This window comes from Rhodanobacter sp. DHB23, assembly GCF_014842975.1.
Lineage (GTDB): Bacteria > Pseudomonadota > Gammaproteobacteria > Xanthomonadales > Rhodanobacteraceae > Rhodanobacter_A.
On the sequence record NZ_JACYXK010000027.1, the window covers coordinates 204,023 to 229,961 of the forward strand.

The 25,939-nt window shown below is 70.1% G+C and carries 30 protein-coding genes and 1 tRNA gene; 20 read left to right on the plus strand and 11 right to left on the minus strand.

Translation table 11 applies throughout. From position 1 onward, the window contains the following. Positions 1–20: 20 nt before the first annotated feature. The 5 genes from pyk to IHE47_RS10800 form a co-directional block, all read right to left on the minus strand. Complete coding sequence (pyk, locus tag IHE47_RS10780) at positions 21–1,493, minus strand: pyruvate kinase (RefSeq protein WP_192105892.1); 1,473 nt, start codon at positions 1,491–1,493, stop codon at positions 21–23. Between the two features lie 189 nt (positions 1,494–1,682). After that, positions 1,683–2,501, minus strand: a complete 819-nt coding sequence (locus IHE47_RS10785) for a S1/P1 nuclease (RefSeq protein ID WP_192105893.1) — start codon at positions 2,499–2,501, stop codon at positions 1,683–1,685. A 43-nt stretch (positions 2,502–2,544) separates the two neighbouring features. Continuing rightward, a complete protein-coding gene (locus IHE47_RS10790; protein ID WP_192105894.1) occupies positions 2,545–2,952 on the minus strand; it encodes a DUF6691 family protein in 408 nt (135 codons plus the stop codon). Continuing rightward, positions 2,949–3,380 carry a YeeE/YedE thiosulfate transporter family protein gene (locus IHE47_RS10795; RefSeq protein ID WP_343227473.1) on the minus strand — a complete coding sequence of 144 codons (432 nt, stop codon included), beginning with the start codon at positions 3,378–3,380 and terminating at the stop codon, positions 2,949–2,951. Before IHE47_RS10795 ends, IHE47_RS10790 begins: the two co-directional genes overlap by 4 nt. After that, a complete protein-coding gene (locus tag IHE47_RS10800) occupies positions 3,380–4,258 on the minus strand; it encodes an MBL fold metallo-hydrolase (protein ID WP_192105896.1) in 879 nt (292 codons plus the stop codon). The genes IHE47_RS10795 and IHE47_RS10800 overlap by 1 nt, the downstream gene beginning before the upstream one ends. A 77-nt stretch (positions 4,259–4,335) precedes the next feature. Between IHE47_RS10800 and IHE47_RS10805 the strand changes: the two genes are divergently transcribed. The 10 genes from IHE47_RS10805 (at position 4,336) to IHE47_RS10850 (ending at position 12,472) form a co-directional block, all read left to right on the plus strand. Further along, positions 4,336–4,662, plus strand: a complete 327-nt coding sequence (locus tag IHE47_RS10805; RefSeq protein WP_225561769.1) for a metalloregulator ArsR/SmtB family transcription factor — start codon at positions 4,336–4,338, stop codon at positions 4,660–4,662. Between the two features lie 92 nt (positions 4,663–4,754). Then, entirely contained in the window at positions 4,755–5,756 is a 1,002-nt protein-coding gene (gap, locus tag IHE47_RS10810; RefSeq protein WP_192105897.1) for a type I glyceraldehyde-3-phosphate dehydrogenase, read from the plus strand. Between the two features lie 383 nt (positions 5,757–6,139). Then, the gene (ccoN, locus tag IHE47_RS10815) at positions 6,140–7,603 is read left to right on the plus strand and encodes a cytochrome-c oxidase, cbb3-type subunit I (protein WP_192105898.1); all 1,464 of its coding nucleotides are present in this window, start codon (positions 6,140–6,142) and stop codon (positions 7,601–7,603) included. Positions 7,604–7,724: 121 nt separating this feature from the next. Further along, complete coding sequence (ccoO, locus tag IHE47_RS10820; RefSeq protein WP_192105899.1) at positions 7,725–8,378, plus strand: cytochrome-c oxidase, cbb3-type subunit II; 654 nt, start codon at positions 7,725–7,727, stop codon at positions 8,376–8,378. Beyond that, positions 8,375–8,557 (plus strand): cbb3-type cytochrome c oxidase subunit 3, encoded by a 183-nt coding sequence (locus IHE47_RS10825; RefSeq protein ID WP_192105900.1) that lies wholly within the window; start codon positions 8,375–8,377, stop codon positions 8,555–8,557. Before ccoO ends, IHE47_RS10825 begins: the two co-directional genes overlap by 4 nt. Continuing rightward, positions 8,554–9,465, plus strand: a complete 912-nt coding sequence (ccoP, locus tag IHE47_RS10830; RefSeq protein ID WP_192105901.1) for a cytochrome-c oxidase, cbb3-type subunit III — start codon at positions 8,554–8,556, stop codon at positions 9,463–9,465. The genes IHE47_RS10825 and ccoP overlap by 4 nt, the downstream gene beginning before the upstream one ends. Further along, positions 9,452–9,655 carry a hypothetical protein gene (locus tag IHE47_RS10835; RefSeq protein ID WP_225561836.1) on the plus strand — a complete coding sequence of 68 codons (204 nt, stop codon included), beginning with the start codon at positions 9,452–9,454 and terminating at the stop codon, positions 9,653–9,655. Before ccoP ends, IHE47_RS10835 begins: the two co-directional genes overlap by 14 nt. After that, positions 9,652–11,877 (plus strand): heavy metal translocating P-type ATPase, encoded by a 2,226-nt coding sequence (locus IHE47_RS10840; protein WP_192105903.1) that lies wholly within the window; start codon positions 9,652–9,654, stop codon positions 11,875–11,877. The genes IHE47_RS10835 and IHE47_RS10840 overlap by 4 nt, the downstream gene beginning before the upstream one ends. Beyond that, a complete protein-coding gene (ccoS, locus tag IHE47_RS10845) occupies positions 11,874–12,062 on the plus strand; it encodes a cbb3-type cytochrome oxidase assembly protein CcoS (protein ID WP_192105904.1) in 189 nt (62 codons plus the stop codon). Before IHE47_RS10840 ends, ccoS begins: the two co-directional genes overlap by 4 nt. Further along, a complete protein-coding gene (locus IHE47_RS10850; RefSeq protein ID WP_192105905.1) occupies positions 12,059–12,472 on the plus strand; it encodes a group III truncated hemoglobin in 414 nt (137 codons plus the stop codon). The genes ccoS and IHE47_RS10850 overlap by 4 nt, the downstream gene beginning before the upstream one ends. 719 nt (positions 12,473–13,191) lie before the next feature. On the opposite strand, the gene tpx is transcribed toward IHE47_RS10850, so the two are convergent. The 5 genes from tpx to IHE47_RS10875 all read right to left on the minus strand — a co-directional run bounded on the left by tpx (position 13,192) and on the right by IHE47_RS10875 (position 17,138). Then, positions 13,192–13,692 (minus strand): thiol peroxidase, encoded by a 501-nt coding sequence (gene tpx / locus IHE47_RS10855; protein ID WP_192105906.1) that lies wholly within the window; start codon positions 13,690–13,692, stop codon positions 13,192–13,194. 30 nt (positions 13,693–13,722) lie between these two features. Next, entirely contained in the window at positions 13,723–14,175 is a 453-nt protein-coding gene (locus IHE47_RS10860; RefSeq protein ID WP_192105907.1) for a hypothetical protein, read from the minus strand. Between the two features lie 10 nt (positions 14,176–14,185). Further along, positions 14,186–15,424: an NnrS family protein gene (locus IHE47_RS10865; RefSeq protein ID WP_192106084.1), complete on the minus strand. Its 1,239-nt coding sequence runs from the start codon at positions 15,422–15,424 to the stop codon at positions 14,186–14,188. 77 nt (positions 15,425–15,501) lie between these two features. Continuing rightward, complete coding sequence (locus IHE47_RS10870) at positions 15,502–16,263, minus strand: helix-turn-helix domain-containing protein (RefSeq protein ID WP_192105908.1); 762 nt, start codon at positions 16,261–16,263, stop codon at positions 15,502–15,504. A 98-nt stretch (positions 16,264–16,361) separates the two neighbouring features. Continuing rightward, complete coding sequence (locus IHE47_RS10875) at positions 16,362–17,138, minus strand: ferredoxin--NADP reductase (protein WP_192105909.1); 777 nt, start codon at positions 17,136–17,138, stop codon at positions 16,362–16,364. A 308-nt stretch (positions 17,139–17,446) separates the two neighbouring features. Between IHE47_RS10875 and IHE47_RS10880 the strand changes: the two genes are divergently transcribed. The 5 genes from IHE47_RS10880 to IHE47_RS10900 all read left to right on the plus strand — a co-directional run bounded on the left by IHE47_RS10880 (position 17,447) and on the right by IHE47_RS10900 (position 21,692). Beyond that, on the plus strand, positions 17,447–18,082 hold the full coding sequence (locus IHE47_RS10880) for a TMEM175 family protein (protein ID WP_192105910.1): 636 nt from the start codon (positions 17,447–17,449) through the stop codon (positions 18,080–18,082). A 119-nt stretch (positions 18,083–18,201) separates the two neighbouring features. Further along, positions 18,202–19,203, plus strand: coding sequence for a tRNA dihydrouridine(20/20a) synthase DusA (gene dusA / locus IHE47_RS10885; RefSeq protein WP_192105911.1), 1,002 nt, complete (start codon positions 18,202–18,204; stop codon positions 19,201–19,203). 83 nt (positions 19,204–19,286) lie between these two features. Further along, entirely contained in the window at positions 19,287–19,622 is a 336-nt protein-coding gene (locus IHE47_RS10890) for a hypothetical protein (RefSeq protein ID WP_192105912.1), read from the plus strand. Next, the gene (locus IHE47_RS10895; protein WP_192105913.1) at positions 19,622–20,314 is read left to right on the plus strand and encodes a response regulator transcription factor; all 693 of its coding nucleotides are present in this window, start codon (positions 19,622–19,624) and stop codon (positions 20,312–20,314) included. Before IHE47_RS10890 ends, IHE47_RS10895 begins: the two co-directional genes overlap by 1 nt. Next, positions 20,280–21,692 carry an ATP-binding protein gene (locus tag IHE47_RS10900; RefSeq protein WP_192105914.1) on the plus strand — a complete coding sequence of 471 codons (1,413 nt, stop codon included), beginning with the start codon at positions 20,280–20,282 and terminating at the stop codon, positions 21,690–21,692. Before IHE47_RS10895 ends, IHE47_RS10900 begins: the two co-directional genes overlap by 35 nt. A 196-nt stretch (positions 21,693–21,888) precedes the next feature. On the opposite strand, the gene IHE47_RS10905 is transcribed toward IHE47_RS10900, so the two are convergent. Then, positions 21,889–22,221, minus strand: a complete 333-nt coding sequence (locus IHE47_RS10905) for a hypothetical protein (protein WP_225561770.1) — start codon at positions 22,219–22,221, stop codon at positions 21,889–21,891. Between the two features lie 134 nt (positions 22,222–22,355). Here IHE47_RS10905 and IHE47_RS10910 point away from each other — a divergent pair, with 134 nt between their 5' ends. The 5 genes from IHE47_RS10910 (at position 22,356) to rocF (ending at position 25,917) form a co-directional block, all read left to right on the plus strand. Then, entirely contained in the window at positions 22,356–23,345 is a 990-nt protein-coding gene (locus IHE47_RS10910; RefSeq protein WP_192105915.1) for a biotin--[acetyl-CoA-carboxylase] ligase, read from the plus strand. Further along, positions 23,342–24,079 carry a type III pantothenate kinase gene (locus tag IHE47_RS10915; RefSeq protein WP_192105916.1) on the plus strand — a complete coding sequence of 246 codons (738 nt, stop codon included), beginning with the start codon at positions 23,342–23,344 and terminating at the stop codon, positions 24,077–24,079. Before IHE47_RS10910 ends, IHE47_RS10915 begins: the two co-directional genes overlap by 4 nt. Positions 24,080–24,112: 33 nt before the next feature. Next, complete coding sequence (locus tag IHE47_RS10920; protein ID WP_192105917.1) at positions 24,113–24,817, plus strand: SPOR domain-containing protein; 705 nt, start codon at positions 24,113–24,115, stop codon at positions 24,815–24,817. Positions 24,818–24,844: 27 nt separating this feature from the next. Then, positions 24,845–24,917 (plus strand) — tRNA-Thr (locus IHE47_RS10925). A gap of 85 nt (positions 24,918–25,002) precedes the next feature. After that, the gene (rocF, locus tag IHE47_RS10930) at positions 25,003–25,917 is read left to right on the plus strand and encodes an arginase (protein ID WP_192105918.1); all 915 of its coding nucleotides are present in this window, start codon (positions 25,003–25,005) and stop codon (positions 25,915–25,917) included. The last annotated feature ends 22 nt before the right edge of the window (positions 25,918–25,939 follow it).

Genomic DNA, 25,939 nt, shown 5'->3' on the forward strand with positions numbered 1-25,939 from the left:
TGCACGCGCCCCTGCCCAGGTCAGAGCTCGCGGATGTTGTCCACCGTGCCGCCCGGACCCACCGAGAGCAGCTTGAGCGTGTTGGTGCCGCCGACGTGGCCCACGCGGTCACCGTAGGTGATGACCACGCTGTCGCCCTCGACCAGCTTGCCCTGTTCGAACAGCAGGCGCACCGCGGCACGGGTGGAGGCGGCCATGCTCTGGTTCTCGCCGTGGCTGAACTCCACCGCGCGCACGTCGCGCAGCACCTGCATGCGGCGGCGCGCGGCGGCGAACGGCGACAGGCCGTAGATCGGTATCGCGCTGCGGTAACGCGACAGCCACTGCGCCGTGGCGCCGGATTCGGTGAGCGCCACGATCGCGCGCACGCCGAGCTGCGCCGCCAGCACCATCGCGGCCAGCGCGATCGCCTGGTCGGTGCGGCTGAGGTGGTGGCTGACGTTGGCGAGGTCTTCCTTGGGCTCGAACTGGCGCTCGGCGCCGAGGCAGATGCGCGCCATCGCCGCCACCGCCTTGTCGGGGTGGGCGCCGGCAGCGGTCTCCTCGGACAGCATCACCGCGTCGGTGCCGTCGATCACCGCGTTCGCCACGTCCAGCACTTCGGCGCGGGTGGGGATCGGCGAGCGCACCATCGACTGCAGCATCTGGGTGGCGGTGATCACCGCGCGGTTGCGCTGCACCGTCTCGCGGATGATCTTCTTCTGCAGGCCGGGCAGCTCGGCGTCGCCGATCTCCACGCCCAGGTCGCCGCGCGCCACCATCACCACGTCGGAGGCGTCGATGATCTCGCCGAGCACGGGGATCGCGTCGGCGCGCTCGATCTTCGACACCAGCGCGGCGCTGCCGCCGGCCTCTTCCATCAGCCGCCGCGCCAGGTGCATGTCGTCGGCCGAGCGCACGAAGGAGACGGCGAGGAAGTCCGCGCCGATCTCGGCGGCGAGCTTGATGTCGGCCTTGTCCTTGTCCGACAGTGCGGAGACGGACAGGCCGCCGCCCTGGCGGTTGAGGCCCTTGCGGTCGGACAGCTTGCCGGCCACCAGCACCGTGCAGTGGATCTCGGTGCCGGCGACCTCGTTGACGGTGAGCGCGACCAGGCCGTCGTCCAGCAACAGCACGTCACCGGAACGCACGTCCTGCGGCAGGCCGAGGTAGCTCACGCCCACGCGGCCGATGTCGCCGGGCGGCGCGTCGGCGCGGCAGTCCAGCACGAAGGGCTGGCCGACCTCGAGCTGGATCGGGCCGTTCGCGAACTTCTCCACGCGGATCTTCGGGCCCTGCAGGTCGGCGAGCACGCCCACCTCGCGGCCCGCCGCCGCCGCCGCGGCCTTCACCGCGGCCGCGCGCGCGCGGTGGTCGTCCGGCTGGCCGTGCGAAAGGTTGAGCCGGACCACATCGACGCCGTTGGCGATGATGCTTTCGAGCATGCCCGGCGCGTCGGTGGCAGGGCCGAGGGTGGCGACGATCTTGGTGCGGCGTAGCGGTGTGCTGGTCATGCGTTGGGCCTGATGGGCTATGGACGTCTAAATTCGGTCAAGCCGTGGAGGCTAGCAGATACCCGGTGCCATGCCAGCCTGCATTCGTATGTATCGCCGCATGCAACACATCGGGACTTGTCCGCGCCCCAGGCGAACCCCGCGCCACGGACCATCCGCGCAGGGCACTGGGCGACCATGGACAGGCCTTCAGTCCGACAGCGCGAGGTTGAGCACTTCGGCCAGCCGGCGCCCGGCGACGCGCAGCTGGTTCTCGGCCACCGGCAGTTCGGCATCGACGTAGGCCTGGCCGACCTTGTGGCCGTCCGGATAGAAACCCGGGGCGGCGGTGATGCGACAGGACTCTTCCGCCCACTGCGCGTAGGGGTCGTCCAGCGGCGCGCCGTCCGGCGGCAGCGCCACCGGGCCTTCGGCATCCAGCTTCTGCGCATAGGCCTGCCAATCGAGGCCGCGCGTCTTCAGCATGCCCGAGTCCCAGACCTTGTGCAGGTTGCTGCCCTTGCCCTCGAACTGCACCTGGTACTTGTTGCCGCCGAGGTCGTCGCGGTAGCCGTCGTGCAACGGCTGGTGCTCGTCGCCCACGAAATGCACCACGAACTTCAGCGCCGCGAGGCGCGCCGCGTCCGGCTGCGACTTGTCGTGCAGGATTTCCACGTAGTGCGCAAGCCCGCCCACCACGCATTCGCCGTCGCGGCAGTCGCGCGGCGGCACGTAATCGCAGGCGGGGCCGCCGCGGAAGTTGATGTAGTGCAGCTTGCGCGTCTGCTGCCACAACGTGGCCTGCGCCGGGTCGTCCTGGATCTGGTCCGGCCAGCTGGCGACGTCGGCGAGCTGCGTGGTGTGGTCGGCCGCGAGCAGGTGTTCCACCTCGGCCTCGGCGGCTTGGCTCAGGTGCTTCTGCGCCAGCGCGGCGACGATGCTGTGGCCCAGCGGCCCCCAGGCCTGCGCGGCGGGAACGAGGACGAACACGGCCAGCGAGGCGGCCAGCAGGCGGCGGGTGGACTTCATGGCAAGCACTTCGAACAAGGGGGTCTGGCAGTGTGCCACAGCGTCAGCGCGCCCAACGTCCCGCCAGCCACCAGCCCAGCAGCATCGCCGGCAGCAACCATGCGAGGTCGGCATTGCCCAGGCCGACGCCCGCCAACGCCGGGCCGGGACAGTAGCCGCCCAGTCCCCAGCCAAGGCCGAACACCGCCGCGCCGGACAGCAGGCGCCCGTCGATGCGGCGATGCGCGGGCACGTAGAACCGCGTGTCCAGCCACGGCCGCCCCCGTCGAATCACGAGCCGCCAGCCGATCGCGTAAGTCAGCGTCGCGCCCGCCATCACCAGCAGCAGGCTGGGATCCCACGCACCGGCCACGTCGAGGAAGCCCAGCACCTTGTGCGGGTCGGCCATGCCCGACCATGCCAGGCCCGCGCCGAACAGCAAGCCGGCCAGCCATGCTGCCAGCCGGTTCACCACAACACCCCCGGCAACAGGTGACGCCACGCGTAGACGCACATCATCGCGGTGGCCATGAACACCGGCACCGCCACCATCGAGCGTGGCGAGAGGCGTCCCAGCCCGCACACGCCATGGCCGCTGGTGCAGCCCGAACCGATGCGCGTGCCCACGCCCACCAGCAGCCCGGCCAGCGCGAGCTGCCAGGAAGGCGCATGGCTGGCCAGCACCGGACCACCCTGCCCCTGCATCCACAGCGCCGCGCCCATCGGCAGGCCGAGCACGAAGGCCAGCCGCCACGCGGCATCGCCACGACGAGGCGGCAACAGGCCGGAGGCGATGCCGCTGATGCCGGCGATGCGCCCCAGCGCGACCAGCAGCAGCAACGCGGCCAGGCCGATCAGGATGCCGCCGCCCAGCGCGCTCCATGGCGTGAAGTCGGCGATCACGGCTTCGCCGCCAGCGCGTCCGCGTCCAGCGGCAGCTTCAGGAAGCGCCGCCCCTCGTCGTCCGCCGGCGGCAACTCGCCCGCGCGGATGTTGACCTGCAGCGCCGGCCAGAACAGCCGCGGCACCGCCAGCGTGGCGTCGCGCCGCTCGCGCAGCGCCACGAAATCCGCTGCGCCGGTGCCGGCGGCGAGATGCACGTTGTGTTCGCGCTGCTCGCGCAACGGCACCCTGTCGCGCGGCGCGGCGCCGGCCGGTGGATAGTCGTGGCAGAGATACAGCTGCGTGTCGTCCGGCAAGGCATACAGGCGGCGCACCGAGGCATGCAGCGCCGCCGCGCTGCCGCCGGGGAAATCGCAGCGCGCGCTGCCCGCGGCCGGCGAGAACAGCGTGTCGCCGATGAACACCGCATCGCCCACGCGATAGCTCATGCTGTCGGCGGTGTGGCCCGGCGTGGCCAGCACCTCGATCGTCGACCCGCCCAGCGGCAGCGTGTCGCCATCGCGCAGCAGGCGATCGAAGTGGGAGCCATCGGCCACGAACTCCCCGCCCAGGCCAAGCCGCTGCTTGAACCCGGCCTGCACCTCGACGATGCCGGCGCCCACCGCCACCGGCGCGCCGGTCCGCGCGCGCAACCAGGCCGCGGCGGTGAGGTGGTCGGCATGCGCGTGGGTTTCCAGTATCCACCGCAGGTCCAGCCCGTGCGCTCGCAGGTGGTCGAGCACCGCCTGCGCCGGCCCGGTGCCGATCCGGCCGGCGACCGGATCGAAGTCCAGCACGGGGTCGACCACCGCCGCCGCGCCGGTCGCGGCATCGCCGGCCACGTGCGTCCAGGTGGAGGTGGCGGCATGGAAGAAGGAGGCGACATCGACGGGCATGGGCTTGCATCCGCGGGAACCATTCGCGCCAATATATTAGATACAGCTAATTTAGAAAAGCATGCAACAATGCCCGCATGAAAACCGCGATCGACCCCGGCCGCATGCGCGCCCACGCCGGCAAGGCCAGCGAACTGCTGAAGGCGCTGGCGAACGAGCAGCGCCTGCTGATCCTGTGCCACCTGTCCGAGGGGGAGCTGGCGGTGGGCGAACTGCTGGAACGGCTGGAGCTGGGCCAGTCGGCGCTGTCGCAGCATCTCGCCCGGCTGCGCGAAGCCGCCCTGGTGCAGACCCGCCGCGAAGCCCAGACCATGTATTACCGGCTCGCCGACGGTCCGGTGCAGGCGCTGATGGCCACCCTGCACGACATCTACTGCGGCAAACCGGCGCGCGGCCGGCGCTGAGCGGGCAACCGGGGCGTTTCCCCGCTAGAATCGAGGCTTTCCGGTCGCCTCCCACGACCGCCCTTCCCCTGTAATTCGGAGGACGCTGTCCCATGACCATCAAGGTCGGCATCAACGGCTTCGGCCGCATCGGTCGCAACGTGCTGCGCGCTGCGGTGCAGAACTTCGGCAAGGACATCGAGATCGTCGCGATCAACGACCTGCTGGAGCCGGACTACCTCGCCTACATGCTGCGCTACGACTCCGTGCACGGCCGCTTCAAGGGCGACGTGGCGATCGAGGACGGCCAGTTGGTGGTCAACGGCAAGACGATCCGCCTCACCCAGGAGCGCGATCCCGCCGCGCTGAAGTGGAACGAGGTGCAGGCCGACGTGGTGATCGAGTCCACCGGCCTGTTCCTCGACAAGGCCACCGCGCAGAAGCACCTCGACGCCGGCGCGAAGAAGGTGATCCTGTCCGCGCCGTCGAAGGACGACACGCCGATGTTCGTCTACGGCGTGAACGACAAGAGCTACAAGGGCGAGGCGATCATCTCCAACGCCAGCTGCACCACCAACTGCCTGGCGCCGCTCGCGAAGGTGCTCAACGACAAGTGGGGCATCAAGCGCGGCCTGATGACCACCGTGCACGCCGCCACCGCCACGCAGAAGACCGTGGACGGCCCGAGCAACAAGGACTGGCGCGGCGGCCGCGGCATCCTGGAGAACATCATCCCGTCCAGCACCGGCGCGGCCAAGGCTGTCGGCGTGGTGATCCCCGAGCTCAACAAGAAGCTCACCGGCATGAGTTTCCGCGTGCCGACCTCGGACGTGTCCGTGGTCGACCTCACCTGCGAGCTGGAGAAGCCCGCCACCTACGCGGAGATCTGCGCGGAGATGAAGGCGCAGTCGCAGGGCGCGCTGAAGGGCGTGCTGGGCTACACCGAGGACAAGGTGGTCGCCACCGACTTCCGCGGCGAAACCTGCACCTCGGTGTTCGACGCCGACGCCGGCATCGCGCTGGACTCCACCTTCGTCAAGCTGGTGAGCTGGTACGACAACGAGTGGGGCTACTCCAACAAGTGCCTGGAAATGGTGCGCGTGGTGGCGAAGTAAGCCCGCACCTTCCCTGCGATCACCCCTGATCGCGGGAACCGGGCGTGCGACCGGCCATCGCCGCGCCCTCGAACCGAAAAAGCCCGCGCAAGCGGGCTTTTTCGTGTGCGCACGCGATGCCGCGGCTGGCCGGCGACGCCCGTGGCGAGAGGGCGCAGCAAGCGCAAGCGCGCCGGCATGCACGAGCCATCCCGGCCCATCCGGCACACGGTGCGCGGAGACGCCCGCGGGCCAGGGGCGGCACCCACCGTCACGCCAACCATGCACCATGGCCCGCAGCATGACCAACCCGATAGGTCAAATTGCCGCGGCCACTTGACCGGCGTCATGGCGTCCCGCCACGGCCTGCAGAAAATGTAGCGCCGGATACCGAGGGAATTCGCATGCCGAACACCGAGTACTACAACGACAGGGTCGTGCGCCAGTTCCTGCTGGCCGCGGCGGTCTGGGGCATCGTCGGCATGTCGGTGGGCGTGTACATCGCCGCCGAGCTGATGTGGCCCGCACTGAACTTCGACCTGCCCTGGATCACCTTCAGCCGGCTGCGCCCCGACCACACCTTCGGCGTGATCTTCGCCTTCGGCGGCTCGGCGCTGATGGGCACCTGCTACTACGTGGTGCAGCGCACCGGCCATGCACGGCTGGCCTTCAACCGGCTGGCCGGCTTCACGTTCTGGGGCTGGCAGGCCGTCTGCCTGATGGCGATGGCGTCGATGCCGCTGGGCCTCACCACCAGCAAGGAATACGCCGAGCCGGAGTGGTGGGTCGCGCTGTTCACCGCGGTGGTGTGGGTGAGCTTCGGCGTGGTGTTCTTCGGCTCGCTGGCGCGCCGGCGCATCAAGCACATCTACGTGGCGAACTGGTACTACGGCGCCTTCATCATCGCGGTGGGCCTGCTGCACATCGTCAACCACCTGTCGCTGCCGGTGTCCTGGAGCAAGTCCTACCCGATCTACTCGGGCACGGTCGACGCGATGGTGGAGTGGTGGTACGGCCACAACGCGGTGGCGTTCTTCCTCACCGCGGGCTTCCTCGGGATGATGTACTACTTCGTGCCGCGCCAGGCGCAGCAGCCGCTGTGGAGCTACCGCTTCTCCATCGTCAATTTCTGGGCGCTGATCTCGGTCTACATGTGGGCCGGCTCGCACCACCTGATGTACACCGCCCTGCCCGACTGGGTGCAGTCGGTGGGCATGGCGTTCTCGCTGGTGCTGCTGATGCCGAGCTGGGGCTCGGCGGCGAACGGCCTGCTCACCTTCAACGGCTCCTGGAGCAAGGTGAAGACCGACCCGGCGGTGAAGTTCATGGTGATGTCGCTGGTGTTCTACGCCGCCGCCACCTTCGAGGGCTCGATGATGGCGATCAAGACGGTGAACTCGCTGTCGCACTACACGGACTGGACGATCGCCCACGTGCACTCGGGCTCGCTGGGCTGGGTGGCGATGATCACCATCGGCTCGCTCTACGCGATGGCGCCGCGCGCGCTGGGCCGCCCCGCGATGCATTCGATCAAGGCGATGAACCTGCATTTCTGGCTGCACATGGCGGGCACCCTGCTGTACGTGTGCGCGATGTGGGCCGCCGGCATCACCGAGGGCGAGATGTGGCGCGCCACCCTGCCGGACGGCGCGCTGAAATACGGTTTCCTCGACAGCCTGATCGCGATCAAGCCGATGTACCTGATCCGCTGGTTCGGCGGCGTGCTGATCCTGGCCGGCATGTGGGTGATGGCGTGGAACCTGTGGCATACCGCCGCCGACGCCCGCGCGCGCCTGATCAAGCCGATCCCGGTGCCGATCCCGGAGCCGGAACCGCACCAGATCCCGGCGCCGCTGGCGGCTACCTGATGCGCCCGTCCGTGATCGCCGCTTCGGCCAGGCTCCCGCTGCGGGGAGGTCACTCGATCCTGCAAGTCCACCGCGGCCATCCGTGGCCGCACTCTTCAAATAGGAAACAGGGCTGACACCCATGGCCTACAGGCATTTCGAAGCGATCGAGAAGCACGCCGGCCTGCTCGGCATCGGCATCGCGATCATGGTCTCGCTGGGCGGGCTCGCCGAGATCACCCCGCTGTTCATGCAGGCGCACGAGGTGCGGGCGCCGGACGGCGTGAAGCCCTATGACCCGCTGCGGCTGGCCGGCCGCGACGTCTACGTGCGCGAAGGCTGCTACCTCTGCCACTCGCAGATGATCCGCGCGCTGCGTTTCGAGACCCAGCGCTACGGGCATTACTCCACCGCCGAGGAATCGGTGTACGACCGTCCGTTCCAGTGGGGCTCCAAGCGCACCGGGCCCGACCTCGCCCGCGTGGGCGGCAAGTATTCCGACGACTGGCAGCGCATGCACCTGACGAACCCGCGCAGCGTGGTGCCGCAGACCAACATGCCCGGCTTCCCGTGGCTGGCCAGGGCCGGCATCGACGGCGCCGACCTGCAGGCGCGCATGCGCGTGCTGCGCAAGCTGGGCGATCCGTACAGCGACGCCGAGATCGCCGCCGCGCCCGACGCCGTCAAGGGCAAGACCGAGATGGATGCCTTGATCGCCTACCTGCAAGGGCTGGGCATAGCCAACGAGCCGGCGAGTGCCACGGCGGCTCCCGCCAGCGACGGAGGTGCGCCATGAATCCGTTCTGGGGCCACCTGGCCGGCGTGCTGATCGTGCTGATGATGGTGAGCTTCGTCGGCATCTGGATCTGGGCCTGGCGCAGATACCACAAACCCGTGTTCGACCGGATGGCGCAGCTGCCGATGCAGGACGACGACATCCCCGCCGGCGACGCGACGCAGGAGGGAACGCGATGAGCAGCGGCTGGTCGTTGTGGGTGATGTTCCTGGTGGTGCTGAACCTCGGCATCACCTTCTTCCTGTACCTGTGGGGACCGCGCGCGAAGATCCCCACCCAGCCCGACGGCACCAGCGGCCACGTGTGGGCGCACGGCGTGCTGCGCGAGGGCGTGCGCCGGCTGCCGACCTGGTGGATCGTGTTCTCCGGCGCGATGTTCTGCGCCGCCTTCGTCTACCTCGTGCTGTATCCGGGCTTCGGCAACCACAAGGGCGTGCTGGGCTGGACGTCGCACGGCCAGCTGGCCGACGAACAGGCCGCCAACGGCGAGAAGCTCGAACCGCTGATGCAGCGCTTCATGCTCTACACGCCCGAGCAGTTGGCCGGCGACCCTGCCGCGCAGCAGCTCGGCAAGGTGCTGTTCGAGGACAACTGCGCCGCCTGCCACCAGCGCAGCGGCAAGGGCAACCAGCAACTGGGCGCACCCGACCTCACCGACAGCGACTGGCTGTACGGCGGCAGCGGCAAGGACATCACCACCTCGATCCACGACGGCCGCGCCGGCGTGATGCCGCCGTGGGCCAGCCTGGGCGAAGACACGGTGAACAACCTGGTGCAATACGTGCTGGGCCTGTCCGGCTCGCCCCACGACGCGAAGATGGCGGCGGCGGCCGAACCGATCTTCAAGGGCACCTGCGCCGCCTGCCACGGCCCCGACGGCAAGGGCAACCAGGCGCTGGGCGCGCCCAACCTCACCGACCACATCTGGCTGCACGGCGGCAGCGTGGCCGATATCCACGCCACCATCCACGACGGCCGCCAGGGCCACATGCCGGAGTGGGACAAGCGCCTCAGCGACGACCAGATCCACGTGCTGGCGGCCTATGTCTACCACCTGTCACACACCGATGCCGGTGCCGCCGAGTAAATCCGGCGGGCGCTGGTACCACCAGCCCATCCTGTGGCTGGGCATCGCGGTGTTCGTCGCCTCGATGCTCGGCTGCACATGGATCATCGTGGCTGGCGCGCGCAGCGCCGACACGCCGCTGCAGACCTCGCGCACCGTGTTCGGCGTACCCACCACCGCAGGCGACCCGCACGCCGCCGACAGGCCATGAACGCGCACGCCGCCTGGAGCCACCCGCAGCTGCTCGCGCAGGTGCTGCGCCCGCGCCGCGACGGCCGCAGCGAAGTGGCACTGCGCATCGACGCGCTGGGCGAACCGCGCCGCGCGCTGGCGCTGGAGCAGGCGATCCGCGCCCTGCCCGGCGTGCAGCGCGTGGCCATCCTGCCCACCGCCCGCCGCCTGCGCGTGGTGTGGGACACGCACCGGCTCTCGCTGGACGCGCTGGTGGAACGCTGCACCGCGATGCAGTGCCCGGCCCAGCCGCTGCCGCACGACGACGCCGACGACGCGCGCGCCGCCGAACTGCACGACGCGCTGAAGCGCCTGCTGGTCGCCGGCATGTGCATGATGCAGGTGATGGCCTACGCCCTGGTGATCTACCTCGGCGCCGTCGATTTCGTGGACTTCACCACGCGCGGCCTGTTCCGCTGGCTGGGCTTCCTCACCACCATCCCGCTGGTGGCCTACTCCGCGCAGCCATTCTTCGCCGGCGCATGGCGCGAACTGCGCGCGCGCCGGCTCGGCATCCACCTGCCGGTGGCGCTGGCGGTGGCGCTGGTGTTCCTCGCCAGCGCGTACGACACGCTGCGCGGCGCGGGCGAGATCTACTTCGATTCGGTGAACATGTTCGTGTTCCTGCTGCTGGCCGCGCGCTACGTGGAACTGCACGCGCGCCATCGCGGCAACGCGCAGGGCGATGCCGCCATCGACGCCGCGCCGCTGCTGGCGCAACGCCGCCGCGCCGACGGCACGCTGGAAACCGTGCCCGCCCTGGCCTTGCGGGCCGGCGACATGGCGCACGTCGCCGAAGGCGCCACCGTGCCCGCCGACGGCGTGCTGGAATCGGCGTCGGCGCGGCTGGACGAGGCCCTGCTCAGCGGCGAATCGCGCCCGGTGCTGCGCCGCCGCGGCGAGCGGCTGGCGGCTGGCAGCGTGCTGCTGGACGGCCCCGCCACGCTGCGCGTGGAATGCAGCGGCGAGGCCACCGCGCTGGCACGCATCGGCGCGCTGGCGGCACGCGCGCGCCAGGCGCGCGACTTCGCCGCCGCCAGCGACCGCGACATCGCCCGTTTCGTGGTCCGCGTGCTCGCGCTCACCACGCTCACCGCCGCCGGCTGGCTGCTGGTCGACCCCGCACGCGCCTTCGACGCCGCGCTCGCCGTGCTGGTGGTGGCCTGCCCCTGCGCCTTCGCGCTCACCGCGCCGGCCGCCTTCGCCCGCGCGCTGGGCGTGCTGGCGCGGCACGGCGTGCTGGTCACCGATGGCGCCGCGCTGGATCGCCTCGCGCGCGTGGATGTCGCCCTGTTCGACAAGACCGGCACGCTGGGCGTGCCGCAACTCGGCATCGCCGGCGTCGAGCCATTGCGCGGCGACAGCCGCGAGGAAGCACTCGCGCTGGCCGCCGCGCTGGCGCGCGAAAGCTCGCACCCGCTGGCGCGCGTGCTGGCCGATGCCGCCGCCCAATGCGGCCCGCCGCGGCAGGCCGAGGGCGTGGAAGCCATCGCCGGCGCCGGCCTGCGCGGCATGGTGGCGGGTCGCGCACTGCGCCTCGGCCGCGCCGACTTCGCGCTGGATCGTGCGCAGGCAGGCATTCATGCCAACTCTGCCCTGCTGCTGGCCGATGCCGACGGCGCCATCGCCGCCTTCCACCTGGCCGAGCACCCGCGGCGCGACGCCCAGGCCACGCTGGATGCGCTGCGCGGCGACGGCATCGCGGCATGCATCGCCAGCGGCGACACGCCCGCGCGCGTGGCCGCGCTGGCCACGCGGCTCGGCATCGCCGACTGGCATGCGCACCAGGCCCCCGCCGACAAGCTCGCCCTGCTGGGCGCGCTGCGCGCCGCGGGCCACGTGGTGCTGGCGGTAGGCGACGGCAGCAACGACGCCCCCATCCTCGCCGGCGCCGATGTCTCCGCCGCGCTGGGCGGCGGCACCGGCCTCGCGCAGGCGCAGGCCGACCTGCTGCTGGCCGACGATCGCCTCGCCGGCCTCGCCCACGCGCGCGCCGTCGCCTGCCAGGTGCGGGACATCGTGGCGCAGGGCCGGCGCTGGTCGCTGCTCTACAATCTGTGCGCGGTGCCGTTCGCCGCGCTCGGTTTCGTGCCACCGTGGCTGGCCGGCATCGGCATGTCGCTCAGCTCGCTGGCCGTGGTGGCCAACGCGCTGCGCACCGGCCGCGAATCCGGCCATTCCCGACAGGAACTGCGCGCATGAACATCCTGCTGGTGCTGATCCCCGTCACCGCGCTGGTGGTGATCGTGGGCGTGGCGCTGTTCTTCTGGGCGGTGAACCACCAGCAGTTCGACGACCTCGACACGCCGGGCATCCTGCCGCTGCTGGACGAACCCGCCTCCGACGCAACGCCGGCACCGGCCGAAGACACGACAAGCAAGCCATGAGCACGCTCGACGAAACCCGCATCGCTACCCTGGTCGACCGCTTCTACGACAAGGTGCGCGCCGACACCTCCATCGGCCCGATCTTCAACGCCGCCGTGCACGACTGGCCCGAACACAAGGCGCTGCTCACGCGCTTCTGGTGCTCGGTGGCGCTGGGCGCGCAAAGCTATCGCGGCAACCCGATGGCGGTGCACCGCGGCCAGCCGGCGATTCTCGCCGTGCACTTCGTGCGCTGGCTGGAGCTTTGGCGCGAAACCACCCGCGAAGTGCTGGACGAAGACGATGCCGCGCAGATGCAGGACTACGCCGACCGCATAGGTCGCAGCCTGCGCATGGGCATGGGGTTGCCGGAGCGGCTGGATGTGCGGCCGCTTGGCATTCCGGTGGTGGGGGTTGGTCGACCTCGATAGCCCGATGCTCTCTGTCCACAAAGAGCAGGGACGCCTTGCGTTCTCTCGTATGCCTCGATATGTAGGTTTGTCTTCGGCGGTTTTTTACGCACCTTTCCGCAAGCGACAAAGCAGTTTCGGTCGCCTGTCGGCGCCCGAGTCACTTCTCTTTGCTGGCCCACGCAGCCGCAGAAGCGGCGGCGAACAGCGAAGCTGGCCCGAAGGGCGGAGGGCAGGATGCCCGGAATCAAGAGAAGTAACCAATAGAAATGGCCTTGTTCAATCCGCCGGGATTACAGGCAGTGATGTCTCGAGGGTTTGGGAACAACTCCTGCCTACGCGATTGACGGCGCGGCCACGCCGCGTCGTATCTGGGAGCCGGGGCACAAAGCCTCGCGGCGCTTCGCGCCGCTTTGGCTTTGCTCTGGCTATTGCTTCTGGCGCGCACGATGCGCGCCTGCTCTTCCGGGGCCCCTGGGCGGCGGTGAGGCGGGGACGAAAAGGCCGCGCAGCGGGCGAGGCCACGGATGGCCTCGCCTTTTCGCGCGGGCAGGAGCCCGCTCGAAAAGCCCGGCCCCGCCTCACGGACTTGCCGGGCAGGACGCCCGGCAAGCGCCAACCGGGGTGGCCTTTCTCTTTGGTTGCTTTCTCTTTGGCCACGCAAAGAGAAAGTAACTCGGGCGCCGGCAGGCGCTCGAAACCGCTTTGAATCCAGCGATAACGCAGAAAGCGAAAAAACCTCAGCCCAGCGCCTGCAGTGCCGCGTCGTAGTCCGGCTCGTGCGTGATCTCGTCCACCAGCTCGGCATGGATCACCTTGTCCTGCCCGTCGAGCACCACCACCGCGCGCGCAGCCAGACCGGCCAGCGGACCGTCGGCGATCGCCACGCCGTAGTCGCGCAGGAACTCGCGGCCACGCATCAGCGACAGCATCTGCACGCTCTGGATGCCCTCGGCGCCGCAGAAGCGGCCCTGCGCGAACGGCAGGTCGGCCGAGATGCACAGCACCACGGTGTTGTCGAGCCCGGCCGCCAGCTCGTTGAAGCGGCGCACCGACATGGCGCACACGCCGGTGTCCACGCTGGGGAAGATGTTCAGCACCTTGCGCTTGCCGGCATGACTGGCCAGCGTGGCCTCGGACAGGTCGCCGCCGACCAGGTGGAATGCCGGCGCCTGGCTGCCGGGCGCGGGGAAGCTGCCGTCGACGCGTACCGGCTGACCCTTGAAATGGACTGTGGACATGGCGCACCTCGCGAAGTGGGGAAGATGGGTCTACAAGTAGAACATGGTCTTGGCCAGAAAGACGATCGCCGCCATCAGCACCAGCACGATGCGGTGCGTGTGGCGGAAGCGGCAGGCGCCCATGCGCCCGCGCGCACCGGCCCACACCGCGTTGGCGAACACGCCGAGCACGCCGAACGCCAGCGCCACCTTCAGCAGCAGGAACCCGCCGAAGCGCGTCGTGCCGATGCAGCGGATGCCGTCGCAGCGCAGGTCGAACAGCAGGCCGCCGCTGGCGAACAGCAGCAGCACCACGAACGGCATGTAATGGCGCACCCGCGCCATCACCGCCGCCTCGATCCGTTGCACGGTGGCAGCGTCGAAGCGCTTGTGCAGCGCCTCCAGCGCGAACACCTCGAACGCTGCCGCGCCCACGAACACGATCGCGCAGGCCAGGTGCACCAGCACGATCCACGGGTAATACGGCGCGACCAAGTCCCGCATGGCGATCTCCTCAGCCCGGCTTGCCGTCGGTGCGGGGCGTCAAGTAGATCCATGCCGAACGCAGCACCCACGGCAGGAAGGCCAGCAGCCAGCCCGCGCCGGCGATCACCAGCCACAGGTAGCGGTCGCCGCCCAGCTCGGCGCGGATGCGCATGCACGCCACCCCTTGCAGCAGCGCGAAGCACAGCCACGGCACCGGATGCATCTGCAGCGGCCGGCCGGAGTGGCCGTGGGTGACGCGCGTCACCATCGCCACCAGCATCGAGCCGAAGAAGCCGATCGCCAGCGCATGCAGCGGCGCCAGCCCCAGCACGTGCCTGCCGCCGACGGCGAGCGCGAGGTCCTGCACCGAAAACAGCACGAAGGCCACCGGCAGCCACGCGAACGCGATGTGCAGCACGGCGAGCAGGCCGGGCCGCAGGCAGCGCCACGGCTTCCACATCAGCGCATGCAGACCGAACACCATCGCCAGCGGCAGGTCGCACAGCCACAGCCACTGCGCCAGGCCGCTCCAGTCCAGCAGCGCATGCGCCAGCAGCAGCGCCCACGCCACCGGCAGGCTCCACGCCGGCCGCCACATCGTGTAGCCGGCCACCATGTTCTTGCTGAAGAACGGCAGCATGCGATGGCAGACGGTGAAGTACACCGGCAGCAGGAAACCGAACGTGCCCAGCTTCACCGCCAGCCAGCCCAGCGCCGCCGGCAGCCCGGGATCGAACAGCCAGGCGATGAAGAGCGCAAGCCCCAGCGTGCCCACGCCGAACGCCGCGAGGCACGACCAGCCATGCCGGTTGCGATCCACTGCCGCGCGCAGCACGCCGGCCAGCGTACCCGTGCCCACCAGGTAACCCGCCAGCATCAGCAGCAGGCCGGACTTGAGCAATGCCGGCATGCCGAGCAACCCCAGCGTGCCCAGCACATAGCCGCCCAGCACGCCGCCGGCCACCGGCAGGTAGCGCCGCGGCGGCACTGGCGGCCCGTCCATCCAGCGCGGGAAGGTGGTCATCAGGAAGCCGAACATGAAGAGCGGGAACAGTCCGTACTGGATCAGCACGGCATGTCCCCACACCGGCGGCACGGGGGGTTGCGGCCAGCGCACCCAGCCGAAGCGCAGCGAAGCCAGCTCCAGCGTCCACCAGACCATGGAAAGCAGCACTGCGACGGTACCGGCGAGGAACAGCGGCCGGTGCGGCGCCGCCGCGAGCAGGGCAGTCGGGTCGTTGCTGGTGGAAGTGGTCGATATGTCCATGGCAGGCGGCGTGTCGGTCGTCCACATGCTGGCAGGCCGGCGGTGCCGCCGCCCTGACCTGGATCAGCCCGCCCCGCCTATTCCGGCAGCAGGCTGCCACCCAGTTCGCGCAGCGCGTCCATCCGCAGCAGCGTCAGTTCGCGGCCTTCCAGGGCAATCAGGCCCTGGCTGCGGAAGCGGCCCAGCACGCGGCTCACCGTCTCCGCCGCCAGCCGCAGGTAGTTGGCGATGTCCCCGCGCGACATGCTGAGGTGGAAGCCCGTGGCCAGGAAGCCGCGTGCCGCGTAGCGGCTGGAGAGATCGACCAGGAACGCCGCCATGCGCTCGTCCGCCGCGTGGTCGCCGGCCAGCAGCGACACCGCGCCCAGCTCCTTGCTGATCAGCCGGAACAGGTGCTGCTGCACCGCCGGCAGGCGCGCGGCCAGCGCGCTCATCGCGGGGAAGGAGAAACGGCAGAACCAGGTGTCCTCCAGTGCCACCGCGTCGCACGGAAAGTGCTCGGGGTAGATCGCGTTCAGGCCCACCACTTCGCCGGGCAGGTAGAAGCCCAGCACCTGTTCGTTGCCGTCGCGGTCGAACATCCGCGTCTTCACCGAACCGGAACGCACCGCGTAGATCGCGCGGAACGGATCGCCCGTGCGGAACACGTGCTCGCCCGCGCGGAACGGCCCCACGTGCTCGACTAGGCAATGCAGTTCGAGCAGCTCCGGCTTGCCGTAGCCCACCGCGATGCAGGCGTCGGAGAACGCGCAGCTGGAACAGAACCGCGTGGCATCGCCATCGTCGGTGATCGGCCGGGGCACCACGTGCAGTCGTCTTGTCAGAGGGCTGGGGGGCATGGGCTCGCTCACACCGTAGTCTAGGCACGCGGTCGACCGCGCCATGATAGCAAGCGCGATGACGATCGCCGTCCGCCGCGGCGATGCGACGCCGTCCGCTACTTCTCCACGAACGCCCGCTCGATCACGTAGTCGCCCGGCTCGCGGGTGCGCGGCGAGGCGTGGAAGCCGCGGCCATCCAGCAGGGCGCACAGGTCGTCCAGCATCGCCGGGCTGCCGCACAGCATCACGCGGTCGGTCTCCGGATTCAGCGGCGGCAGGCCGGTGGTTTCGCTCATCAGGCCGTCGGCGATCGCGTCGGTGATGCGGCCGCGGTTGCGGAACGGCTCGCGCGTCACCGTGGGGTAGTAGACCAGCTTCTCGCGCACCAGCTCGCCCAGGTATTCGTGCCGCGGCAGCTCGTGTTCGAGGTAGTCCGCGTAGGCGAGGTCATTGATGTGGCGCACGCCGTGGGCCAGCACGATCCGGTCGTAGCGCTCGTAGGTGTCCGGGTCGCGGATGATGCTCATGAACGGCGCCAGCCCCGTGCCGGTGCCGAGCAGATAGAGATGCCTGCCGGGCTTGAGGTCGGTGAGCACCAGCGTGCCGGTGGGCTTGCGCGTGACGATCAGCGGATCGCCCGGCTTGAGGTGTTGCAGGCGCGAGGTGAGCGGGCCGTTGGGCACCTTGATCGAGAAGAACTCCAGGTGCTCCTCCCAGCTCGCGCTGGCGATCGAGTAGGCGCGCATCAGCGGACGGCCGCCGGTTTCCAGGCCGATCATCACGAACTGCCCGCTGTCGAAGCGAAAGGCCGGGTCGCGCGTGGTGCGGAAGGAGAACAGCGTGTCGTTCCAGTGCCGCACGTCGATCACGTGCTCGGTCGCGAAAGCCACCATGGTGTTGTCTCGTGTGATTGCCGGATAGGGACTTGCGGGCGCCGCGCTGCCGGCCGTCCGGCACGCCGGAGGCGGAATCTCGCGGGGAGGGCAGTGTCGCTGCGATGCCGTGCGAGCGCCGGGGTGACCGCGGCGGCAGGTGTCCAAGGATACGCGAGTGGACACCAATGCGCCTGTGCGCTGGTGCGCCATGTCCTTCGTCCGGATGGTGATTGCCGCGCAGGCGTCCCGGCGCCGGCGCCCATCCGTTCCTGCCGGGAACGTTCTACGGCATCATGGAACCGATCAGACCAAGGCAGGCAGCCCGCATGGAAAACATGGCACCGCAGCCGCTGCGCGAGGAGCACGTACGCCAGCGTCATCTGGATCGGCTGGTGATGATGTCGGACGGCGTCTTCGCGATTGCGATGACCTTGTCGGCGGTGGAACTGAGGCCGGAGCTGTTGCCGGGGAAATCGCTGCTGGAGACGTGGGCGACGCCGCTGGGCATTTATTTCCTGAGCTTCACTGTCATCGCGGGCGTGTGGTACGCGCATCGCCGTACCCTGGCCCACCTGCGCGATGTGGACAACGTGACTACCGGGCTCAACCTGCTGCTGCTCAGCCTGGTGGCCCTGATGCCTGTGGTGGTCCGATTCCTGCTGACCGACCCCTCCCGACGGATCAACAATGCCGGCATGATCGCTTACGGAGTCGCCATGGCGACGACCTATGGCTGTCTTGCGCTGACCTGGGGTTATCCCGCGCTGTATGCCGGCCTGGCGCCCCATGTTTCGCGCCGCCAGGCCTGGGGCTGGCTGCTGGAGTACCTGTTCGTCTCCGTAGTGTTCCTCGCCATGGCGTTGTTCGGCCTGCGTCTGGTGACGCTTGCCGTGCTGGTGGCCGCGGCAGGCGTGGTCATGCGCATCGCTTCGTTCTGGCTGGGGCGCACGGGCAAGACCTGACGATCAGCATCATCGCCCGCGTGCGCCGGTCGCGCGCGGGTTCGCGCCGGCCAGCGCCCCGGCGACCACGCTGCGTGTCATGGCGTGGATGGCTCCAATCGCGGAGAATGGCCACCTTGATGACACTCGCAAGCACCCCTTTTCCGCCCATCGACACCGCGTCCTGGCGCCTCTCCGTTGCCCCGATGATGGACTGGACGGACCGGCACTGCCGCTTCTTCCACCGCCTGCTCTCCCCGCACGCGCGCCTGTACACCGAGATGGTGACCAGCGCGGCGCTGGTGCGCGGCAAACAGCTGCGCCTGCTCGAACACAGCCACGAAGAGCATCCGGTGGCGCTGCAGTTGGGCGGCAGCGAGCCGGCCGAGCTGGCCGAGGCGGCGCGGCTGGGTGCGGCGGCCGGCTACGACGAGATCAACCTCAACGTGGGCTGCCCGTCCGACCGCGTGCAATCCGGCCGCTTCGGCGCTTGCCTGATGTACGAACCGGCGCTGGTGGCCGACTGCGTGAAGGCGATGCGCGACGCGGTGGCCGTGCCGGTGACGGTGAAGTGCCGCATCGGCGTGGACGAGCAGGATGACTACGCCGACCTGCAGCACTTCACCGAAACCATGCTGGAAGCCGGCGTCGAAGTGCTGGTGGTGCATGCGCGCAAGGCCTGGCTGAAGGGCCTGTCACCGAAGGAAAACCGCGAGATCCCGCCGCTGGACTACCCGCGCGTGCATCGGCTCAAGCGCGAATTCCCGCAGCTGGTGATCGCGATCAACGGCGGCATCACCACGGTGGAGCAGGTGCAGGCGCAACTGGCCGAGCTGGACGGCGTAATGCTGGGCCGCGCCGCCTACCACGACCCGTACCTGCTGGCCCGGCTCGAACACGCGTTGTACGGCACGCCCCTGCCAAGCCGCGAGGACGTGCTGCTGCGCCTGCGCCACTACGTCGAGGCCGAGCTCAAGCGCGGCACCGCGCTCAAGCACATCACCCGCCACCTGCTGGGCCTGTACCAGGGTGAGCCAGGCGCGCGCGGCTTCCGCCGCGTGCTCAGCGAAGGGGCGCACCTGCCGGGCGCGGGCTGGGCCCTGCTCGAGCAGGCCATGGCTCCGCTGCGGCCGGCCGCGTGACAGCCGCCGCCCGTCCGGTCACTATTCAGCCCTGCTCGCCCAAACTGAACGACCAGAGACATCCCCCATGGTCGAGGCATGACATGAAAACCCGCCGCATCCTCCCGCTGCTCGCGCCGCTGGCGCTGGCGCTGGGCATGAGCCCGGCGTTCGCGCAGGCGCAGGCGCAGGCCAAGCCCGGCGACCTCAGCCTCGGCGAAGCCGTGAACAAGGCCAAGCTGGAATCCAAGGGACAGGTGCTGTCGGCCGAATCGCGCCACTATGACCGCCGCACCGAGTACCGCATCAAGGTGCTCACGCCGGAAGGCCACGTGCAGGTGATGAACATACCGTCCAGTGGCAGCGACAGCATCCGGCAGTCCGCCCAACCAAACCGCAACCCGTCCGGCCGGCGCGCCGGAGGCAAGGAGAGACACTGATGCGCATCCTCTTGGTGGAAGACGAAGCCCCACTGCGCGAGACGCTGGCGGCACGCCTGAAGCGCGACGGCTTCGCCGTCGATGCGGCGCAGGACGGCGAAGAGGCGCTCTACCTCGGTCGCGAGGTGCCGTTCGACCTCGCCATCATCGACCTGGGCCTGCCCAAGATGTCCGGCATGGACCTGATCAAGGCCCTGCGCGAGGCCGGCCAGCGCTACCCGGTGCTGATCCTCACCGCGCGCGGCGGCTGGCAGGACAAGGTGGAGGGCCTCAAGCAGGGCGCCGACGACTACCTGGTCAAGCCGTTCCACGTCGAGGAACTGCTGGCGCGCATCAACGCGCTGGTGCGCCGCGCCAGCGGCTGGTCCAAGCCCGTGCTGGCCTGCGGCCCGATCAAGCTGGACACCACCGCGCAGACGGTGACGGTGGAAGACAAGATCGTCGACCTCACCAGCTACGAGTACAAGGTGCTGGAATACCTGATGCTGCACGCCGGCGAGCTGGTCTCCAAGGCCGACCTCACCGAGCACATCTACCAGCAGGACTTCGACCGCGACTCCAACGTGCTGGAAGTCTTCATCGGCCGCCTGCGCCGCAAGCTGGACCCTGAAGGCGCCCTCAAGCCCATCGAGACCGTGCGTGGACGCGGATACCGTTTTGCCATCCCCCGCACCGACGGCGACGACGAGTGAGCGGGCGCCGCGCCGCCCGCTCTCGCTGGCGGCGCGCTCGGCCATCACCACCGGACTGGTACTGGCCGCCTTCCTCGGGCTGGTCGGCGTGGCCATGTCCGTGGCCAAGCAGAAGAGTGCGCTCAACAACCTGCAGGAACGCCTGAGCGACGCCGCCCTCGCCGACATCATCACGCACACCGACGTCAACCGCGACGGCCGCCTGCTGCCGCCCGATTCGCCGCCGCAGAAGTTCTCCCAGCCCGGCTCGGGGCTGTACGCGATGATCCTGGGACCGAACGGCTACCGCTGGACATCCGTCTCGGCGCTCGACAGCAACTTCAGTTTCCTGCAGCCGCTGCCGGTGGGCCAGCACCAGTTCGCCGGCCCGATCGATACCCGCATGGGCCGGGTGTACTACTACGCCACGGGCGTGGCGTTCGACTCGCTGGACGGCAGCAAGTCGACGCCCGCCACCGTCATGGTGGCGCAGACCGAGCAGCAGTTCGAAGGCGAGAACGCGGTGTACCGGCGCACGCTGGCGCTGTGGCTGTCGGTGCTGGGCGTGATGCTGATCGTGCTGCAGCTGCTGCTTCTGCGCTGGAGCCTCACCCCGCTGCGCAAGGTGGCCAGCGAGATGAGCCGGGTCGAGCGTGGCGACAGCGACCACCTGGACAGCCAGTACCCGCTGGAGCTGACCGGCCTCACCGAGCGCATCAATGCCTTCATCGACAGCGAGCGCGAGCAGCGCACGCGCTACCGCCACACCCTCGCCGACCTCGCGCACAGCCTGAAGACGCCGCTGGCGGTGATCCGCTCGCAGATGGAATCCGTCGGCGACGACCCCGCCCGGCGCAGCGTGCTCGACCAGGTGCGCCGCATGGACGAGCTGGTCGCCTACCAGCTGGCGCGCGCGGCCACCTCGGGCCGGCAGACCTTCGCCGCCGCCATTCCCATCGCCAGCCACGCCGAGGACCTGGTGCAGAGCCTGGAGAAGGTCTACGCCGCCAAGAACGTGCTGTGCGAGTTCGACATCGAGGACGGCACCTCCTTCCACGGCGAGTTGAACGACCTGCTGGAGCTGATGGGCAACCTGCTGGAAAACGCGTTCAAGTGGACGCGCCACCACGTGCTGCTGGTGGTGCAGAAACAGCCGCAACCGGGCCGCGCCCGCCCCGGCCTGTTGCTCAGCGTCGAGGACGACGGCCCCGGCATCGCCGAGGACAAGATCGAGAAGGTGCTGCAACGCGGCGTGCGCGGCGACGAACGCGTGCAGGGCCACGGCATCGGCCTGTCCATCGTGCAGGACATCGTGCGCGCCTATCGCGGCGAACTGACGGTGGACCGCTCCCCCGACTTCGGCGGCGCCCGTTTCAGCGTGAAGCTGCCCCCCGAGTAGGAGCGGCTTCAGCCGCGATTGGCTTTGTCGCGGTGGCTTCAACCACGACCCACCCTGGTCGGGCCAATTCCTTCAGCGGTCCGCCAATCGCGGCCGGGGCCATGGCGATAGATGGCAACAAGGCCCATGGCAGCAAAGCCACGGCGATAGGGTCATCAAGAACTGTCGCGGCTGAAGCCGCTCCTGCGCGCCGCTCCTACTGGATCGAGCCTGGCAGCAGGGATTGCCAGCCCAGCGTGGCCGGCTTCGCGGTCGTGGGCGCGGAAATCCGGCCACCATGCTCGCCGCTGCCAGCGCCGCGGCCATCGGCATCCGCATTGTCCGCATCGCCGCCACGGCGGGGCGGGGTGCAGTCGCGGTTGAGCCCCAGTGCGTCGCTGGCGGCATTGCCGCTGGCGTCGCGCGCGCCGTTGTCCGCCGCGGAACGGCTGGGGGTGGCGACGTCGCGGTCGCCCATGTCCGCCGCCATGGCCGTGCCCATGCCGGCCAAGCCGATCAGGCAACCGATCATCCAATGTCTGGCACGCATGACTGGGTACCCCTTGATGCGCAGGCGAGATTCCCGATCCTCGCAGAAACCCGGGCGCCGGCGCCAGTGCCGCTGCCGGCCCCGCCGCGCCCGGCTAGAATCCGCCGGATGCGTGCCACCCTCCCCCTCTCCTGATGCAAGCCGCCGACCTGTTGGCCGAACTGGCCGCGGGCGAGTCGCGCTCCGGCGTCGAACTCGCCGCCAGGGCGGGCGTGACCCGCGCCGCCGTGTGGAAACAGATCGAGGCGCTGCGCGCGCGCGGCGTGCCGATCGAGGCCGGCGGCAGCAGCGGCTACCGGTTGCCGTGGCCCGTACAGCTGCTGGATGCCGGACGCATCCGCGCCGCCCTGCCCGCCGGCCTCGCCGCACAGCTGGGCGCGCTGGAAGTGCACTGGGAACTCGATTCCACCTCCAGCGAACTGCAGCGCCGCGGCGCCGCCGCACCCGACCTGTCCGTGCTGATGGCCGAGACGCAGAGCGCGGGGCGTGGCCGGCGCGGCCGCCCCTGGCTGTCGCCGCCGGGGCTGAACATCTATCTGTCCTGCGTGAAACGCTTCGATGCCGGTTTCGCCGCGCTGTCGGGCCTGTCGCTGGCGATCGGCGTGATCGTGCTGCGCACGCTGGCGGCGCTGGGCATCACGGGCGCGGGCCTGAAGTGGCCGAACGACGTGCTCGCGGCCGCACCCGGCGCCGCGCCCGGCAAGCTGGCCGGCATCCTCGTCGAATTGAGCGGCGAATATCAGGGCCCCTGCGCCGCGGTCATCGGCATCGGCCTCAACCTGCGGCTCACCGACGCGCTGCGCGGGCAGGCCGGCCAGCCGACCTGCGACCTCGCCGCGCTGGCCGGCGGCGCGCCGCCGGACCGCAATCGCGCCGCCGCCGCACTGATCGCCGCCCTGGCCGAAGGCCTGCGCCAGTTCGAGCGCGAAGGCTTCGCCGCGTTCGCCGGCGAATATGCCCGCCACGACCTGCTGCACGGCCAGTCGCTGCGGCTCAGCGGCGCCGGTGGCGAACGCGATGGCACCGGCGCCGGCGTGGACGGCCGCGGCGCCCTGCTGCTGCGCCTGCCCGACGGCGAGACGCAGCGCATCGACAGCGCCGACGTCACGGTGCGCCGCGCGTGAAGCTGCTCCTGGACCTGGGCAACACCCGCCTGAAGTGGGCGCTGCAGCGCCACGGCGACCGGCTCGCCGGCGGCGCGGTGGCGTGGAACGAGGACGTGGCGGCAAGCCTGGCCGCCGCGTGGTCGACGCTGGCGCCGCCCAGCGCCGTGTTCGGTGCCTCGGTGGTGGATGCCGCGCGCGAACGACAGGTCGCCGCCTGCGTCGCCGCCGCGTTCGCGCGTGAACCGCAATGGCTGCGCACGCCCGCCGAGGCCTGCGGCGTGCGCAACGCCTATGCCGAGCCGCAGCGGCTGGGCGTGGACCGCTTCCTCGCCATGCTCGCCGCCCGCGCCGATGGCCTCGCGCCCTGCGTGCTGGCCGGCGTGGGCACCGCGCTGACGCTGGATGCGCTGGCCGCCGACGGCCGCCATCTCGGCGGCCTGATCGCGCCGGGGCCGCGGCTGATGCAGCAGTCCCTGCTGGGCGCCACCGCGCAGGTGCGGCCCGCGCACGCGGGCACCATCGTCGAGGCGGCGGACAACACCGCCGACGCGGTGGCCTCCGGCTGCTGGCTGGCGGCGGCGGCGCTGGTCGAACGCTTCGCGTCGCGCATGGCGCCCGCGCTGGGCGGCGCGCCCGCGCTGCGCCTGGGCGGCGGCGACGCGGAAACCCTGTTGCCCCTGCTCGCCACCCCCGCGCAACTCGTCCACGACGGCGTGCTGCGCGGACTGGCGGCCTGGGCCGCGGCACAATAGGCGAACGCCGCTGGCGTGAATGACGGGGGATCGATGTTCCTGCGATTGCTGTTCGTGTTGCTGGTCATGCTCAACATCGTGGCCGGGGCCTGGCTGTTCCTCGGCCAGCCGTATGCGCGCGTGCCTGCGGCCACCGACCCCGGCGTGCCGGAACTGCGCCTGCTTTCCGAGCTGCCCGCGCAGGCAGCCACGGCGGCGCCTGCCGCCGGCACCTCGACGCCGGCACCGCCCCCCGCGGCCACGAGTGCGGACGACGCGGACACGCCCGGCACGGACGGCAGCGCCGGGCTGCGCTGCCTCACCCTCGGCCCGTTCGCCACGCCGCACGACCTGCTGCAGGCGCGCACCGCGCTCACGCCCGTCGCCAGGCGCATGCGCTCGCGCCAGGAACAGGTCGCGCAGTCGCGCAGCTGGTGGGTCTACCTGCCCGCGCCCGCCAGCCGCGCGCAGGCGCTGGCCCTGACCAGGCAACTCGCCGCGCACGGCATCAGCGACTACTTCGTGGTCGGCGGCGGCGACCAGCCCAACACGGTCTCGCTGGGCCTGTTCAAGGACCAGGACAACGCGCGCAAGCGCCGTGCCGAGGTGGTCACCGCCGGCTTTCCCGCCCGCATCACCGAACGCAGCGAAACCGCGCCGCAATACTGGCTGGACCTGGTGGCCGAAGGCAGCGGCATAGACTGGCACAGCCGCGTCCACGCCGACGGCGTGGGCTCGCACAGCACATCCTGCTTTTGAACATCCCCTGCTAGAATCGCTCGCTGCGCCGGCATAGCTCAGTTGGTAGAGCAACTGATTTGTAATCAGTAGGTCGCGGGTTCGATTCCTGCTGCCGGCAGACCCCTCCCCCGCTCGAAACGGCCCCGTTGCAGCCGACCCGTTACACTTGATGGCTGCAAGTCATCGACGTGGACACCAGCAACATGAGCAAGCAGACCATCGCCCTGGTGGGCGTCCCCACCGACATCGGCGCAGGCCATCGCGGCGCATCCATGGGCCCGGAGGCGCTGCGCGTGGCGCAGATCGCGGAAAAGCTGCGCGCGCGCGGGCTGGAAGTGGTCGACCGCGGCAACCTGCACGGCCCGCACAACCCCTGGCTGCCGCCGGTGAACGGCTATCGCCACCTCGCCGAAGTGACGGCGTGGAACCAGGCAACGCATGCGGCGATCCACGCCGAACTGGCGCAGGGCCACCTGCCGATCATGCTGGGCGGCGACCACTGCCTGGCGATCGGCACGATCAGCGCGATCGCGCGCCACTGCCGCGAGCAGGGCAGGAAGCTGCGCGTGCTGTGGCTGGATGCGCACGCCGACTTCAACACCGCCACCATCACGCCCTCCGGCAACATCCACGGCATGCCGGTGGCCTGCCTGTGCGGCAACGGCCCCGCCGAGCTGGTGCAGATCGGCGGCCACGTGCCGGCGACCACGCCCGACGTGTTCCGCCAGATCGGCATCCGTTCGGTGGACGAGGGCGAGAAGCGGCTGGTGCGCGAGGCGCAGATCGTCGTGCACGACATGCGCAGCATCGACGAGATGGGCATGCGCAGCACGATGGAGCAGGCGCTCGCCGGCATGGACGACGACACCCACCTGCACGTGAGCTTCGACGTGGATTTCCTCGACCCGATCATCGCGCCCGGCGTGGGCACCACGGTGCGCGGCGGCCCGAACTACCGCGAGGCGCAGCTGTGCATGGAGATGATCGCCGACAGCGGCCGGCTCGGCTCGCTCGACATCGTCGAGCTGAACCCGGCGTTCGACAAGCGCAACCAGACCGCGAAGCTCGCGGTGGACCTGGTCGAGTCGCTGTTCGGCAAATCCACCCTGCTGCGCTGATGCGAATCCCGAATCCCGAATC